Annotated in this window: 13 protein-coding genes; 5 read left to right on the forward strand and 8 right to left on the reverse strand. The window is 63.3% G+C overall.

The window, feature by feature from the left end; all coding sequences use genetic code 11:
* The first annotated feature begins 4 nt into the window (after positions 1 to 4).
* Positions 5 to 2,875: a PAS domain S-box protein gene (locus VJZ71_07545; protein ID HKQ47904.1), complete on the forward strand. Its 2,871-nt coding sequence runs from the start codon at positions 5 to 7 to the stop codon at positions 2,873 to 2,875.
* Positions 2,876 to 2,931: 56 nt separating this feature from the next.
* Here VJZ71_07545 and VJZ71_07550 read toward each other — a convergent pair whose 3' ends face one another.
* Entirely contained in the window at positions 2,932 to 4,149 is a 1,218-nt protein-coding gene (locus VJZ71_07550; protein HKQ47905.1) for a lysylphosphatidylglycerol synthase transmembrane domain-containing protein, read from the reverse strand.
* A 138-nt stretch (positions 4,150 to 4,287) separates the two neighbouring features.
* Here VJZ71_07550 and VJZ71_07555 point away from each other — a divergent pair, with 138 nt between their 5' ends.
* Positions 4,288 to 4,725, forward strand: coding sequence for a nucleoside deaminase (locus tag VJZ71_07555; GenBank protein HKQ47906.1), 438 nt, complete (start codon positions 4,288 to 4,290; stop codon positions 4,723 to 4,725).
* Between the two features lie 222 nt (positions 4,726 to 4,947).
* Positions 4,948 to 5,388 carry a prepilin-type N-terminal cleavage/methylation domain-containing protein gene (locus tag VJZ71_07560; protein HKQ47907.1) on the forward strand — a complete coding sequence of 147 codons (441 nt, stop codon included), beginning with the start codon at positions 4,948 to 4,950 and terminating at the stop codon, positions 5,386 to 5,388.
* 110 nt (positions 5,389 to 5,498) lie between these two features.
* On the opposite strand, the gene VJZ71_07565 is transcribed toward VJZ71_07560, so the two are convergent.
* From VJZ71_07565 to VJZ71_07575, 3 genes are read right to left on the reverse strand one after another with little or no spacing between them, the layout of a single operon-like run.
* Positions 5,499 to 6,608 (reverse strand): 3-oxoacyl-[acyl-carrier-protein] synthase III C-terminal domain-containing protein, encoded by a 1,110-nt coding sequence (locus VJZ71_07565; GenBank protein ID HKQ47908.1) that lies wholly within the window; start codon positions 6,606 to 6,608, stop codon positions 5,499 to 5,501.
* Positions 6,608 to 7,756, reverse strand: coding sequence for an FAD-dependent monooxygenase (locus VJZ71_07570; protein HKQ47909.1), 1,149 nt, complete (start codon positions 7,754 to 7,756; stop codon positions 6,608 to 6,610). Before VJZ71_07570 ends, VJZ71_07565 begins: the two co-directional genes overlap by 1 nt.
* A complete protein-coding gene (locus VJZ71_07575; GenBank protein HKQ47910.1) occupies positions 7,756 to 8,448 on the reverse strand; it encodes a methyltransferase domain-containing protein in 693 nt (230 codons plus the stop codon). Before VJZ71_07575 ends, VJZ71_07570 begins: the two co-directional genes overlap by 1 nt.
* 211 nt (positions 8,449 to 8,659) lie before the next feature.
* On the opposite strand from VJZ71_07575, the gene VJZ71_07580 reads away from it, so the two are divergent.
* Positions 8,660 to 10,129 carry a hypothetical protein gene (locus tag VJZ71_07580; protein HKQ47911.1) on the forward strand — a complete coding sequence of 490 codons (1,470 nt, stop codon included), beginning with the start codon at positions 8,660 to 8,662 and terminating at the stop codon, positions 10,127 to 10,129.
* Between the two features lie 15 nt (positions 10,130 to 10,144).
* Complete coding sequence (locus tag VJZ71_07585; GenBank protein ID HKQ47912.1) at positions 10,145 to 11,089, forward strand: hypothetical protein; 945 nt, start codon at positions 10,145 to 10,147, stop codon at positions 11,087 to 11,089.
* Here the strand turns inward: VJZ71_07585 and VJZ71_07590 are convergent.
* From VJZ71_07590 to pxpB, 4 genes are read right to left on the reverse strand one after another with little or no spacing between them, the layout of a single operon-like run.
* Positions 11,078 to 11,845, reverse strand: coding sequence for a 5-oxoprolinase subunit PxpA (locus VJZ71_07590; GenBank protein ID HKQ47913.1), 768 nt, complete (start codon positions 11,843 to 11,845; stop codon positions 11,078 to 11,080). The genes VJZ71_07585 and VJZ71_07590 overlap by 12 nt on opposite strands.
* Positions 11,842 to 13,080, reverse strand: a complete 1,239-nt coding sequence (locus VJZ71_07595) for an MFS transporter (protein ID HKQ47914.1) — start codon at positions 13,078 to 13,080, stop codon at positions 11,842 to 11,844. Before VJZ71_07595 ends, VJZ71_07590 begins: the two co-directional genes overlap by 4 nt.
* On the reverse strand, positions 13,077 to 14,045 hold the full coding sequence (locus tag VJZ71_07600; GenBank protein ID HKQ47915.1) for a biotin-dependent carboxyltransferase family protein: 969 nt from the start codon (positions 14,043 to 14,045) through the stop codon (positions 13,077 to 13,079). The genes VJZ71_07595 and VJZ71_07600 overlap by 4 nt, the downstream gene beginning before the upstream one ends.
* Positions 14,038 to 14,751: a 5-oxoprolinase subunit PxpB gene (pxpB, locus tag VJZ71_07605; protein ID HKQ47916.1), complete on the reverse strand. Its 714-nt coding sequence runs from the start codon at positions 14,749 to 14,751 to the stop codon at positions 14,038 to 14,040. The genes VJZ71_07600 and pxpB overlap by 8 nt, the downstream gene beginning before the upstream one ends.
* Positions 14,752 to 14,864 lie beyond the last annotated feature (113 nt).

The following is a 14,864-nucleotide window of genomic DNA, read 5'->3' on the forward strand; positions in this document are numbered from 1 at the left end:
CGTCATGAGGCCGGCGAAGAAGGGTGCACACGTTGTGCCGGGCCCACCCGTCCCCATCTCGCCCGAGACCATCGGCCGGTCGGACCACTCTTTCCGGGCGGATTTTCCCGCCGGGTTTCTCGAATCGCCGGATTTTCATCGAATCCTCGATCTCGTCCCCGCCCTCATCTGGGTCGCCGCTCCCGACGCCAAGAGTATCTACTTGAACCGGCCCTGGTTGAGCTTTACCGGGCGCACCCTCGAACAGGAACTCGGCGATGGTTGGGCGGATTGCGTCCACCCCGACGACGTCCGATCGTGCATGGACACCTACCTGGACGCCGTGCGCCGGCGCCGGACGTTTCATATCGAGTATCGCCTCCGCCGCCACGACGGCGTTTTTCGGTGGCTGCTCGATACCGGCGTTCCCCTCCACGATTCGGACGACCGATTTCTCGGCTACATCGGCTCGTGCGTTGACATCACCGAGCACAAATACGCGGATCGCGCCCTTCGCGAGACCGAGGAGCGCTATCGCTCGGTCGTTGCGGCGATGGCCGAGGGCATCGTTCTGACCGACGCGATCGGGATGATCTACTTTTGCAACGCCTCCGCCGAGCGGATCCTCGGACTCTCCGCCAAAGGCATCATCGGACGGGCCGTCAAAGACTCCCGCTGGGGCGCGATTCACGAGGACGGAAGCGTCTTTTCCCCCGAGGCCTTTCCGGTCGTCGTGACCCTCGCGACCGGTCAGCCCTGCTTCAACGTCGTCATGGGCCTGCCCAGGGCGGGCGGCGACGTGGCGTGGCTGTCCATCAACACCCAGCCGCTGATCGGCGAAGCCGGCCAGTCGCGCGGCGTGGTCGCCACCTTTGTTGACATTACCGAGCGAAAGCGGGCGGAAATCGCGCTGCGCCGCGCGCACGAGAACCTCGAGCAGCGCGTCAAGGACCGCACGGCCGATCTTGAAAACGCCAACCAGCGACTTCGGGTCGAGATCGAGCAGCGCCGCATCGCCGAACAAGAACTTAACGAGAGCGAGGAACGCCTTCGCGTCGTTCTCAGCCGCGCCCCCGACGCCATCTTCCTCCACGATGGTGAGCGGTTTCTCTTTGCCAACGACCAGGCCGCCGCGCTGTACGGTTTCGAACGATCGTCGGATCTTGTCGGGCGTCCCATCTGGGACTTTATCCCGCTGGCGCGCCATCCGATTGTTCGCGAGCGGATCGCAAAGCTCATGGTCGACGGCGGCGTCTTGCCCAGCTATGAAACCGTGATGATTCGCGCCGACGGCACCGAGCTTCCTATTGAAATTTCCGCGGCGGTCTGTCCATTTCACGGACGGTCCATCGTGCAAGCCATCGCCCGCGACATCACCTCCAGAAAAGAAGCGGAAAACGCTCTGCGGCGCTCCGCCGAGCAAATCAGCGACCTCTACAATCACGCCCCCTGCGGATACCACTCCCTTGACGCCGACGGCCTGGTCATCCGCATGAACGACACCGAACTCAATTGGCTCGGCTACCGCCGCGAAGAGGTCGTCGGCGTCAAACGCTTCGTTGAACTCATGGTCCCGATATCCCGACACATTTTTTCGGCGAGCTTCTCCCGGCTGATCGATGCAGGATTCGTGCGTAATATCGAATTCGAGCTGCTGCGAAAAGACGGCTCACCTCTCCCCGTCGTACTGAACGCCACCGCCGTCCGCGACAACGACGGCGCCTTCGTGATGACCCGCTCCACGGTCTTCGATATGACCGAACTCAAACGGGCCGGTCAGGCCCTGCGCGAAAGCGAGGATCGTTTCCGCCAGCTCGCCGAGGCGACGTCCGAGGGCATTGCGATCCACGAAGGCGGCACGATTCTCGATGCCAACGAAATCCTCGCGCGGATGTTCGGTTACGACCGCCGCGAATTAATCGGCAAGATCAAGTCCGAGCTGGTGGTGCCCGCCTCATTGACCGGAGAGGCCGCCGCTCTGGGAAACAAAAGTCATGGGGCCGGAGACAAACCCTACGAAACCCTCGGAGTTCGCCGCGACGGTTCCACGTTTCCCATCGAGGTCCGGGGAAAGGAAGTTCCTTACCAGGGCCTGATCGCCCATGTCACCGCCGTCCGCGATCTCACCGAGCGGAAACTGACCGAAGAACGCGCCCGCCAGCATCAGGAGCAGCTCGCCCACGTCCTGCGCCTCTCGACGATGGGCGAGATGGCCGCGGGGCTGGCCCACGAAATCAACCAGCCGCTCACCAGCATCGCCAATTACGCCAAGGGGTGCCTGCGCCGGATTCAATCCGGCGCCGACGCCCCCGCCGGGTTTAAGGAGATCCTCAATCAGGTGGCGCTGGAGGCCCAGCACGCCAGCGAAGTCATCCGCCGTCTGAGAAACTTTATCCGTAAGCAGGAGTCGCAGCCCTCAAAGGCGAATATCAACGATGTGGTTCGCGAAGCCGTCGCCTTTCTTGCTCCGGAGGCGTTGCAGTCCGGTCTGACCATCGATCTCGAGCTGGCCGACGGCCTTCAAAGGATTGAAATTGACGTCATCCAAATCGAGCAGGTACTTCTGAACCTGTTGCGCAATGCCTGCCAGGCCCTTCACGAACCGCACACCGCGCCGCGCCGAATCGTCGTGTCCACCCATCTCGGCGAACGCGGGACCATCGAAGTCGCCGTCTGCGACACCGGTCCCGGCGTCTCCCCCGCTGTCGCCGACCGGCTCTTCCAACCCTTCTTCACCACTAAGTCCGACGGCATGGGCCTGGGCCTGTCCATCAGCAAGTCCATCATCGAATCCCACGGCGGTCGCCTCTGGGCCACCGCCAACGCCGACCGCGGCATGACGTTTCGCTTTTCTCTCCCCGCCATCGGCCCCAACCCCCGCCCCGCCGCCCGGTAACGGCGGGTCACAGCGTGCGCGCGTGCCGCCTCCGCATCCGGTTTATTAGTGTCCGTTCAATTCCCGGTTGTATCCGCTCCAAACCGGGCCTCCACTCCCTGGCCTTCTGCCACCGCCGTCAACTCCGCCTCCGGCGGACGGCGGAAGCCCAGCCACGGAACCAGCACGCCGGGAAGCGACCACAGTATCTGGATCAGGCGCATGGACAGCGTCAGCGCCAGCATCTGCGAGGCGGTACACCAGCCGCCCTCCACCATGACCTTATAGAACACGGCCTCCAATAGACCAAATCCTTGAAACGTGATCGGCACGGAGGCGAACAGATACCCCACCACCGCCGACAGCAGGCACGTCCAATAGAGCATGGCCTCTGTCTGACCGCCCGTCGGATGAATTCCGAGCGCGTGCGCCGTGCAATAGACCGACGTGACAATGCAAAAATGGCTGACGATCGTCGTCGCCAGCGCGAACGCCGCCTGGGCATGGTGATAGCGGAAGCTGAACGTCGTTTCGTCGATGCGCCGAATCTTGTCCGCCAGCGGTAGTTTCGTCAGCAGCGTGTCGTAGCGAATCAGCCGGCGGAACCGCCGCGAGAAAAACAGGCAGCCACCGACAATGAATGCAACGAGCAGGTAACCGACGGCCTGACCGTATCCGCCGATCATCGACGACCGCCACGACGCGAGAATCGTCGCCGCCGCGAGGATGAGGAAGCTGATGAGGCCAACGGCGCGATCGAGAAGGACGATGGTGATGCCCTCGGTCCGCCGATGCGTCCGTTTGGCAATGTGATAGGCCTTGTAAATATCGCCGCCGGTCGTGCCGGGCATGGCGAAGTTGAAAAAATTGCCGGCGAAGGTGAGGAGCAGGCAGTCCCGATAGGAGAGGTGTATTTCTTGAGTCGCGAGGAGAATCTGCAACCGCCACGCCATGATGAAGGCGGTAGGGCCCAGGGTGAGGATGGCCCAGAACCCCCAGTTCCAGTCGGCCCCCCGGACAATGCTCTTCAGGCCAAGTTCAATGTCTCGCTCGCCTTTGCCGAGTTGGTCGGTCGTCGCCAGTTCCGATCTCAGCACCTCGCGCTCGCGTCCGGACTCGTCGGCGACGCGAAGGACATCGCCGGTGACGGCGATGAGGCGGAGCGTCTCATCGGGATTGGAGCGCAGTCGAACTCGATCGTTCCACGTGACTTTGTCGCTCAAATACCACAATGCCCCCGCACAGACGGCGAGTTTGAGGAATCGGGACAGCCATTTCCTTGCGGATTTCGACAATCAACCCTCACCAAGAGGCGGTAAGCCTAACGATGGCATGGGTCCGTGACAACGAAGCCAAAGTTTCCGGATTGGGAAATCACATCGCGGGCTTTATCATTTATCGGATGTAGCACCGCCGCCCCTGGGAGAATCGCAATGGACCCATTCATGCAGGCAGCGATCGACGAAGCAAAGCTCGGCCTCGCCGAGGGAGGCATCCCCATCGGTTCCGTGCTGGTCATCGATGGGAAGATTGTCGGACGCGGGCATAACCGCCGCGTGCAAAAGGGCAGCGCGATTCTCCACGCCGAGATGGACTGCCTGGAGAACGCCGGCCGCCTGACCGCGCGTGATTACCAGCGGTCGGTCCTTTATTCCACGCTCTCCCCCTGCGACATGTGCAGCGGGACGGCCCTGCTTTACAAAATTCCCAGGATTGTTATCGGCGAGAATCGAACATTTCAGGGACCGGAAAGCTACGTGCGCCAGCGCGGCGTCGAACTCGTCGTTCTGGATGATCCCAGCTGCATCGCCATGATGCGCGACTTTATCCGCGCCCGTCCCGAACTTTGGAACGAAGACATCGGGGTATAGGACCTTCGGTGGGCCTCGTTCCGAGTTTCCAACGGGCAGACGCGACATATCGTATTGTCGTTAATTAAGAAGTAAGCGGCCCGGGCCGATTCGATACACAGTCAGGAATCCGCCCACGGGCTCGTTAGGGGCCCGCCGGCGTAATCGACCAGGACGGGGTGCAGCCGGCTCTACGGATGCACCGGCGAAAAAAAAGTTCATCGCTTCCGGAGGATGTGAATAATGAGACGCAGCGCCTTTACCCTCGTCGAATTGTTGATCGTCGTGATCATTCTCGGCATTCTCGCGGCCGTAGTCATCCCACAGTTCACCGACTCTACCGCCGATGCCCGCATGAGTTCCCTGGCCACCAACCTGCAGACGATCCGCGGCCAGATCGACCTCTACAAGCTCCAGCACAATGGGAGCTATCCGGGACAGGCGACTTTTTCTGACCAGATGACCAAGAAGACCGACGCCGACGGCACGGTCAACGCCACGGGCAAGTACGGGCCGTACCTCCAGCGGATTCCGACGAATCCGTTCACGGTCGGCGGCACGGGCAACGACGTTACCAATACCGCGGCGGCGACGAACAAAGCGTGGTACTACGATGCGACCACTGGCACGTTTAAGGCCAACGACGCCGGAACGACCGCCGGTGTGGCCCATGATTCGCTGTAACGCGTAGAAACACGAAGCCAGTACCTCCCGACGGAAGCAGCGGCCGGTCTTTGATCGAAGCATTCGATCGGACCGGCCGCATTATTTCTGCGGGCGGTGCGCCGTGCCGCCTAACGAAGCGACTCCATGATGAATGGGCCGCGGAGAATCTCTGTCGCGGGTCCGTCAATCTCGACGAGCATCATTTCGATGGTCAATCCGGGGCCGAACGCCAGCAACTGGAATCGTCCCACCATGCCGGCCTCCAATGCGGCGCGCAGGATGAACAGAATCGTTGGCGACGACATGTTTCCGTAATGGCGCAGGACCCGGCGTGAAAGGGTCAACGCTCCTCCGGGAAGTTCAAGCGCCGAGTTCACCGCATCGAGTATTTGAGGTCCGCCCGGATGAACCAGCCAGTGATCGATCTGCGCCGCCGTCAGCCGCGCCTCTGCCAGAAAGCTCCGAACCGTGTCGGGCAGGTGCGCGGCCAGCGTCGCTGACAACTCGGGCGACAACGACAGGCGCAGACCGAAATCCCCCGCCCTCCAGACCATCTGTTCCGCAAAGGCGGGAATCGCCAGACAACGAGCCTGGACGATTCGAATCGGCGAGGGGCGCTCGTGCATCAGCACCGCCGCGGCGCCATCCGCAAAGAGCAGGTTGGCCGTCAATTGCTCCAGATCGGCCGAATATTGAAAGTGCAGCGATGAAAGCTCGCACGCCACCGCAAGCGCCGGCACGGCGATGTTCCGATGCGCGAGTCGCATCGCCGCCAGGGCCGCCGAACAACCCATGAAACCGAGATTCCACCGTTCGACGCCATGGGGAACGGTCGTACCCTTGAACACCGCCTGCTCCAGGCCCGGCGAGGAGGCGTGCGTGCAACATACGGTAATCAGGCTCGCCACCGCGGAAAGTTCCTCCGACGCCATCGGGCGAAGCAATCGCGCGACCAGCCGATTCGACGCCTCGTCAAAGGCCTGCGAACGCGCGTGCATGCCGGGACCTCGCAGCTGGTCGACCGCGCGGCGATAGAGACCGTCAGGTTCGTCGAGACTCGCCTGGGTCTCCAATGCGGCCAGGTGTCGGCGCTCGATGCCGGTGTGCGGGAGCAGTTTAGCCATGAGCCGAGCGGTGCGGGCATCCGGGCAAATGTCCGCGAGTAGCTTGGCTGCGTTCTGCGTGGTCAACGCGGCTTCGGGCACGGCCGTGGCGAGTGCGTGGATGTAAGTCGCCATCAGACTCCCTGCGCGAGAGGACGTATCCCCTGCTTTCCAGGTTTGACGTGCACGCCCATTAACACTCGCTCGATGAGTGTACCGGGGACCGGTAGGGGTAGTCTTGCCAAAGCGAACGCGGCCCGGCTCCGGAGCAGGCTGCCGAGCCAGCGCGTTCGGCGGCGAATTCGCCGATGGTCACGAAGTTGTTCCGAATAATTGCGCGCCACGTCATCGTTGGACCCGCCGGCGAGCACAGCATGCGCTGCGGCCATGCCGCTCCGCAAGGCCTGTCCGATCCCCTCGCCGCTGAACGGCTCTTCGAAGCCTGCGGCATCGCCGAGGAAGAGGAGGTTTCCGCGCCCCACGCATCTCGGTCGAAGAGGGAACCCCGCTATTCCCAGTAATTGCGGTGAGGAAGGCGGATGGATGCCGTGGAGGATGCGGGCGTCCGTATTGGCTGACTGTAATGCTACCCATGGCTTCCCGCCACGAAGTAAAGTTGCGTCAACTGCCGAGGCGATCAGGCACTTATCGTCCGAGACCGTGGCCAATCCCACGTAACCGCCTTGCAGCCAGTGCATGCTGACGCCCCCGATCGGCGGACAGACGTCGCCGCATCGAAGATCCGCCTCGCGCGGAACGACCGACCAGGCGTGCCCGATCAAGGCTCTGTTGCACGCTTTTGGTCTGTAGGACTCATCCTTTATCGCATTCAGCCCCGTCGCCCAAAGTATCCACCTTGGTCGCAGGGATTGGCCGCCCGCGCTTATCCCCAACCGATCAGCGCACACCGGCTCGAGTTCGGCGCGAAGCCCCCAGCGCAAGTTGGCGCCCGCTTTTGCTGCGGCGGCCGCCAATTGCGTGTCCAGGATTTCACGCGGAATGATCCGGCATTGGCCACCGGAAGTCCCAAACGAGTGACGCCCGATTTCAAATGTGATGCGCGTCACGCGTGTGCCCAGTTCAAAATCCTCCCCGCCGAGCAGTTCATCCAGCAGATTAACCGCATCGCCCGATAGACAACCTCCGCACACCTTGCGCCGCGGAAATATCGCCCGTTCGTAGACCGTTACCGCGACCCCCGCCCGGGCGAGCAGGATCGCCGCCGCCGAACCCGCCGGCCCGGCGCCGACGACCACGACATCGGATTGCGAGGAAGCGTTCATCAGGGTTGCTCTCGTTGCCAGATCATGATCCACCGGAACGGGAAACTCGGCTGCACCGTCGCCATCCGCAGACCCGCGGCGTTCGTCAGCGCGCGCACCTCCTCCGGACGGTAGGCGGCACGGACGGAACGCGGTCCGTCCACGTGAAATATCCGCGAGCGGCTGGTGAGCCGCGTGAACAGCCAGGTCATTGCCCATGCGAGCCGGTTGCGATTCAGATCGCCGACGATCACTGCGCGGCAGGCGACACGGGCGGCTTCCTGAAGAAATCGAATCGCACCGTCGGAATCGAAATGATGGAGTAAGAGCGAGCAGACCACGACGTCGAGCGACCGATCGGCGAACGGTAGCCGCATTGCGTCCCCAGCGACAAATCTTGCAGACTGTACCGCGGCGAGATACGCCCTGGCGTCGGTCAGCGCAAATGGCGAGCGATCCGTCCCGATCAGGAGGGGAGGTCGCGGCGACCCGTTGAATCGGAATCTCAGGGCTTCGAGCAGGCCCCCGCCTCCGGTCCCCAATTCGACGATCCGCGCGCCGTCGCCGGGAGCGACCTCGGCAACCGCACGCGCCAGATGAGCATCGAATTGCAGCAGACGGTTCGACCGGCGCAGCGCGGCAAGCGCCGCCCGATGCGCGCGCGGATCCACCTGGGGGTCATCCATCATTTCCGGTTCACATCGACGACGCATGGTGAACAAACTCGGAGGGTGGCGGCGTATTCTCGCAAGGCGGTCGAAGTCTACGAGGAACTCCGGCTTGCCGCCATTCGGCTCCACCGCTCACGTCTAATCATCGGGGGACGCGTCCTGATCGCATTCTTCGACGCCGCTCTTGCCGGCCATTGACCCGCACCCTTGAGTTGTGGTCTATTACACCCTTGCCGACTGCCTGGAGGGGGCGATGATCGATCGACAAAATCCAAAGTTGGAGCGGGGAATCCATCGCCGCCGTTTCGTCCTGATTGCCGGCCTCCTTCTGGTCGCGCTTATCGGCATGCCCACACCGAGCGTTGCAATCTCCCTTCTTGTCGGCGCTTCGATGACCGCCGGGCCGTGCGAGCCCTGCGACGCGAACTGCGATTCGTTCCTCGATATTCTCGACATCCCGCCCTTCGTGGATGCCCTGGTGCAGGAGACGTCAGGGTGTTCGTCCTGCGCGGGTGACGTGGACAACAACGGCACCTTTGATGGACGCGACGTCCAGCCTTTCATCGACTGCCTGCTGGGTCCTCCGCCCTCGATGGGGGCGTGTTGCACCGGCACGGACGCCTGCATCGTGACCCTGCAGGCCGGTTGTGCGGGAGTCTGGATGGGACCGGACAGTTCCTGTGATCCGAACCCCTGCGACTTTGGCTCCGTGACGGCGTACCGGCCGCAGCACGGCGCGGGGTATTTCCCGTTCGCGAAGACAGCCGTTGCCGAGGCAGACGAAGAAGATGCCGCCGCCGGGCCGGGTATTCGCATCAACGCCCCGGGTGACAGCGATCCGGCGGGCGAGGATGACTTGATCGAGCTGTTGATCGAGAACGACCAGCCCGGAATCTCTCTCGCTTTGCGGCGGACCAATTCCGCACTCTCCGCATGGACCACGCGAACCAAACTCTCCGGTTCGGAAATCCCTTTCACGAATGATCGGACGGATGCCCTGGTGCTGGGCGGCGGCGGAACGTCTCTGTCCATCTGGGTGGAAAGGGCCGCCGCTGCGCACGGCGACGGCGAGCTGCATCTCGAACCACTCTCCGGCGCCTATTCGTTGGACACGCTCCGCTTCCACACCTTCCGGAGCATCGTCATGTCGCTGGGCGGTGAAGGTCAGGTTCCCTCGGTCCCGGTCGATCCAAACCACGGCACCTTCGTCGTGGCGACCGCGCTTTACGAGCAGGGTTACGACGTCCATATCTATGACGAGGACAACGTCTCCGCCGATGGGAATGGCGCGGTCTACAATGAAGTAGTCACCGCGGTCGCCGATCGCCTGATCGATGAGGTGTCCATTTACGGCTACAGCCACGGGGGTGGTTCGACCTACGACCTTTCCGAGCGGTTGGACAATAACCGGCCCGGCATCGGCGTGTTCGAGATCGTGGCCACCTCCTACGTGGATGCGGTCGAGAATGACTCGGATATTGACGTCTCCCAGGAGCTGCGCCGCCCGCCCAGCACCGGCTATCACGCCAATCACTATCAGGTCGGCACCTTCAGCGACTTCTTTCTCGATGGGGGACCGGTGCCGAATTCCGATCCGGGTCCGTCCGGCCTGAATGTGGAAACGATCTTTTGGGGCGTCGGTGCGACGCACTACGTCGTCGACGATTATTCGCAGGTCCGCGACTTCATCGAAATGGGCATCGCAACCCGGCTGACGCCGTAGTTAGAGGAGCAGGTCATGGCAGGAAGAAACACCGGTCGGCGTCCATGCGGGACTTCGCGAAGCGTGTCTTTGGGGTTCGTTCTTGGGCTCGCGATCTTCGGGGCAACGGCACAGGTCTCCAAATCCGATCCGGCGGCCCCGATCGTGGCGACCAATACGCGCACCGTGGAAATCACGCCGGACGACACCTACCAGGTCGCCCTTTCGAAATTGTTCAACGCGCCGGACAAATCGTCGTTCAACGTGCAGGCCGATCAACTTCCGGCGCTGGGCGAGGGCGACGTGCAGAAGCTCATTCCCCAGCTCCTGTGGTTTGCCGCTCAGCATCACCAGGATACGCGAACCCATGCGTTCGTGGGCAGGGTATTGTCCCGGCTCAGTGCACCCAAAGAGGTGATCGTGGACGCCTTGGCGCCGCAGTTGGACAATCGCGACGATACCGTCACGGCGATGGTGCAGGACCTGCTCAGGGGTTATGAGGATCGCTCCGCCACGCGACCGCCGGACTTCTCCGCCTATCGGGCCCTGATCGAAGCGGACGTCCGGGCAGGCCGGGAGCCACAGACGTCCCTGGTGAAATTCATGTACGAATCGGAGCCGGGAACCGCCCTTCAGACCATGGTCCGGGCCTGTCAACTCCGCAAACCAGAGGAAATCAAGCCCCTCCTCTGGGCCGAACATGTCGTCGCCGAACTACTCTGGAAACGTCAGTACGGCTTCGTGGAGCGAACCGCCGCGGACGTGGCGGTCGTCCAGGAATTGGAAAAGCTCTCCCGTCAACCTCAATGGTGGGTCCGGCTTTACGTGGTAGAGATCGTCCTTGCATACCCAGAACTCGGTCCACCGGGGGTCGTGGAACGGCTACTGGAGGACGCCGACCCGCGAATTAGAGAATCGATGCAGCGCGCGGCTGCGAGGACCGACAGGGAACCCGGAAAAAGTGACGCGTCACCGAAGTAGCGCCTCGACGCGTATTCCCGAATGGGTGAGAGCCGTGCGAACGGCCCGCGCGATATCGACCGCGTGGGGCGTGTCACTGTGCAGGCCAATGGTTTCCGCCTGTATATTCACAAATCCACCTTCCCGGGCCAAAAGGCCGGAGGCCATGGCGATGCCGACCGCCTGGGCTGCGGCCGCCTGGGGATCGTCGATCAATGCAGCCAACTCCTGGCGGTCGCGCAACGAACCATCTGATTCATAACAGCGGTCGGCAAACGCCTCCGCCGCGACGCGGAATCCCATCGCTCGCCAGGCCTCGAGCGCCGGCGCACCCGCCAAACCGACCAGGATCACGGATTGGTCCAGACGCCCGATGCCCCGGGCTACGGCTTCCGCAATTTCCGGTTGCCGCATCGCCGCGTGGTACAGCGCGCCATGCAACTTCACGTGCGTGAGCGCGCCGCCCAGCCGGACAACGATCCGCTGAAGCGCCTGCACCTGAGCGGCCATCGCGTCATCGAGTTCCGCAAGGGCCATCGCGAAAGCCTCGCGGCCGAAATGCGCTCGATCCGGATAACCGGGGTGCGCGCCCAGGGCGACTCCGCGTTCCATGGCGGCGGCGACCGTGCGCACCATGCTGCGTTCGTCCCCGGCGTGGCCCCCACAGGCAATATTGGCGGAGGTGACGCACTCCAGCAGCGCAAGGTCCGCGGCGATGCCGGCCGCATCCTCGCGCTCCCCCAGATCGCAGTTGAGGTCGATCGTCGCTGCCGTCATTCAATCTCCTGGCCGCGCGTCTCCGGCAATAACAGAACCAGTCCGGCTCCGACCACATACAACACCGACGTGGCCGCCAATGCAAATCCCAGACCGCGCTCGTCCGCGAGCGCGCCGATCGCCCAGGGTGCCACCGCCCCGGCCGCACGGCCCACGTTGTAGCAGAACCCCTGCGCCGTGCCGCGCACCGCGGATGGAAACAACTCCGCCAGCATCGCTCCGAAGAGGCTGAAGTACCCGTGTCCCAGAAAACCTACGAGAGGACCCAGGATCATCAGCGTTAGTTCACTTCGCGCGCTGGCTCCGTAAATCGGCACGATGGCCGCCGCTCCCAAAACAAAGGCGATAAACGTGGGTCGGCGTCCCAGCCGATCCGCCAGAAATCCGAAACTGATGTATCCAATGAACGCACCGATCTGCATGGGGATGATCCACCGCGTTGATTTCACGATCCCCAATCCGGCGCCGCCGGAATCCTGACTCGCCAAATAGGTCGGCACCCAGGTAAACAAACCCCAATAAGAACAAAGCAGCGCGGCGGTCGTCGCGGTGGCGATGAGAACGCGCGACCGAAGGGGCGGCCGCAGCAACAACCTGACATGGCTCATGCCGCGTTCGGTGGAAACCTCCCGCTCCCTCCACACTTGTGGCTCGGGCACATGGCGGCGAACCCATATCGTCAGAAAGGCAGGCGCGAGACCGACCAGGAACAGCGCCCGCCAGCCCCATACCGGAAGAATCAGCGCGCCGAGCGTGGCGGCGAGGATGTAGCCGATGGCCCAACCCGATTGCATCAGTCCGATGGCCTTTCCGCGATGTCGGGCCGGGCAGGTCTCCGCGACCAACACCGCCCCCGCCGACCACTCGCCCCCCATCCCGAGTCCCACCAGTACCCGCCAGAACACGAGCTGTGACAGACTTTGAGAAGTGGCCGTCATCGCAGTAAACACCGAATAGGTCAGCATCGAGACCATCAGCATCCTGACCCGCCCAAACCGGTCAGCCAGGACTCCGCTGGCAATGCCGCCAACCGCCGATGCCACCAGCGTTGCCGAGGCGACGGCCCCCGATTGGGCCCTGGTCAGATCAAACTCCTCGCCGATCGCGCCGAGGGCAATGACGTACAGCGTCACATCCATGGCGTCCAGCATCCAGCCCGCGCCCGCCGCCCCCAGTGCCCGCCAGGCGCGGCCGTCGATCTCCTGCCACCAATAGGCGGCGCGCCGTTCGCTCATGGCGGCGGCACCTCCGCATTGAGGGACTGCTCCTGCTCCGCGAACAGCGACCGCGACTCCGCAAGGCTCACGCGCTCGAACCGAAGCGTCTGGCGCGGCCTGACCTGGCCCAGCACTGGGAGGTCGACAGCGGCGACGCAGGCGATCACCGGATAGCCGCCCGTCGTGGGGTAATCGACCATCAGCACGATCGGCTCACCGGAGGCCGGGACCTGCACGGCGCCGGGCATCATCCCCTCGCTCGGCATGCGCCCGCCCAACGTCGAAGGCCCAAGCCGTCCTTTCAGCCGCATGCCGGTGCGATCGGATTGCACGGAGACCTTGAACGAAGTAGTCCACAATCGCTCGATGGCCTGGAAGTCGAAAGTGTTCAGATGAGGACCATCGACCGCTCGAACGCTGCGCCGGCTCAGCCGTGATTCGCAGTAAGCGCGGGCCGCCGCAGCCAGGTGCGAATCACCGATGCGTCCAGTTTCGCCACCCACCTCCAGCAGGTCGCCAGAACGAAGTGCCCGGCCTTTCAGGCCGCCGAATGCCCCGACGAGATGGGTGGAGCGACTCCCGAGTCGTTGCGGAACATCGATGCCCCCTGACACGCACAAATAGGAGCGCACGCCCGATCGGATCGGCCCGGTCACTAACTTCTCTCCGGAGCGAATCTTGAAGGGCTTCCACTCGGCCGCGGGGCGTTTATCACGCCGTCCAATGATCTGTGCGGTAACCGCGCCGCCGCTCAATACAATGGTCGCGTCCCGTTCAAACTCAAACGTGCCGCCGACCAGCGTCATTTCAAAGGCCGCCGCGCCGTCGTCATTGCCCACGAGCCGGTTGCCGACCCGTAGCGAGAGCGTGTCCGCCGCACCGCCGCGGCCCACGCCGATTCCACTCCATCCGACTCGTCCCAAATCCTGGACGGTCGTGAGCATCCCCGGATCGATAACCCGAATCACAGCAGGCTTACTCATGATCGCGATCGCCTCGCATTTGCGCGTCGAAGTCCGCCATGCGGATGGCTTTGAAACGCACGCGGTCGCCAGTAGACAACAGGGACGGACTCTCGCGTTTGGCGTCAAACATCACCAGCGGCGTCCGGCCGATCAGCCGCCAGCCGCCGGCCGTCGCCGTGGGATAGACGCCGGTCTGCTGCTCTGCGATGCCGACGCTGCCGACCGGTACGCGAACGCGCGGCGTGGCCAGGCGCGGGGTGGCCAACTCACTCGGCAGCCCGCTCAGATAGGCGAACCCCGGTGCGAACCCGATGAATCCAACGGTGTAGAGCGGCTGAGTGTGCAATCGGACAAGGGCGGGAACATCGATGCCGAGAATTCGGGCAACGACCTCCGCATCCGGTGCGCAAGGCGGTTCGTAACATACGGGGATTTCGATGATGGGCCGCGATGTTGGGACGGGGAAGTCTCCGGAATGCGCCACAGCGGCGCGGACAGCGTCCAGGACCTTCCGGTCGTCAAACTCCCCCAATGCAAACTCCAGCAGAATGGTCGAATAGGCCGGCGTAATATCGAGGAGTCCGGGCGGGCGCGCTTTCTTGAGCGCTGCCACGGCCTGACGCACGCGCGCCAGCGTCGCCACCGAATCTCCCGTACCGAAAGAAACTCGCAGGTGCCGCTCGCTGGCCCAAGTCAAGTCAGGGAAGTGGCCTGGATCCATCATGCCACAATTCTACAGCCATAGCCCCTCCCGTACGGCCGCGAACCTGCCCTGCGGAAGATAAGGGGGCGCAGCGGGTCCGGTCACGCTGCATCTTGGAAAACGCGGCAAAGACA

Source organism: Phycisphaerae bacterium, from assembly GCA_035275405.1.
In the GTDB taxonomy this organism is placed as follows: Bacteria; Planctomycetota; Phycisphaerae; order UBA1845; family UTPLA1; genus DATEMU01.

Coding starts and splice junctions, on each gene's coding strand:
- VJZ71_07545 (HKQ47904.1), top strand. CDS start 5: ATGAGGCCGGCGAAGAAGGGTGCACACGTTGTGCCGGGCCCACCCGTC.
- VJZ71_07555 (HKQ47906.1), top strand. CDS start 4,288: ATGGACCCATTCATGCAGGCAGCGATCGACGAAGCAAAGCTCGGCCTC.
- VJZ71_07560 (HKQ47907.1), top strand. CDS start 4,948: ATGAGACGCAGCGCCTTTACCCTCGTCGAATTGTTGATCGTCGTGATC.
- VJZ71_07565 (HKQ47908.1), bottom strand. CDS start 6,608: ATGGCGACTTACATCCACGCACTCGCCACGGCCGTGCCCGAAGCCGCG.
- VJZ71_07570 (HKQ47909.1), bottom strand. CDS start 7,756: ATGAACGCTTCCTCGCAATCCGATGTCGTGGTCGTCGGCGCCGGGCCG.
- VJZ71_07575 (HKQ47910.1), bottom strand. CDS start 8,448: ATGCGTCGTCGATGTGAACCGGAAATGATGGATGACCCCCAGGTGGAT.
- VJZ71_07580 (HKQ47911.1), top strand. CDS start 8,660: ATGATCGATCGACAAAATCCAAAGTTGGAGCGGGGAATCCATCGCCGC.
- VJZ71_07585 (HKQ47912.1), top strand. CDS start 10,145: ATGGCAGGAAGAAACACCGGTCGGCGTCCATGCGGGACTTCGCGAAGC.
- VJZ71_07590 (HKQ47913.1), bottom strand. CDS start 11,845: ATGACGGCAGCGACGATCGACCTCAACTGCGATCTGGGGGAGCGCGAG.
- VJZ71_07595 (HKQ47914.1), bottom strand. CDS start 13,080: ATGAGCGAACGGCGCGCCGCCTATTGGTGGCAGGAGATCGACGGCCGC.
- VJZ71_07600 (HKQ47915.1), bottom strand. CDS start 14,045: ATGAGTAAGCCTGCTGTGATTCGGGTTATCGATCCGGGGATGCTCACG.
- pxpB (HKQ47916.1), bottom strand. CDS start 14,751: ATGATGGATCCAGGCCACTTCCCTGACTTGACTTGGGCCAGCGAGCGG.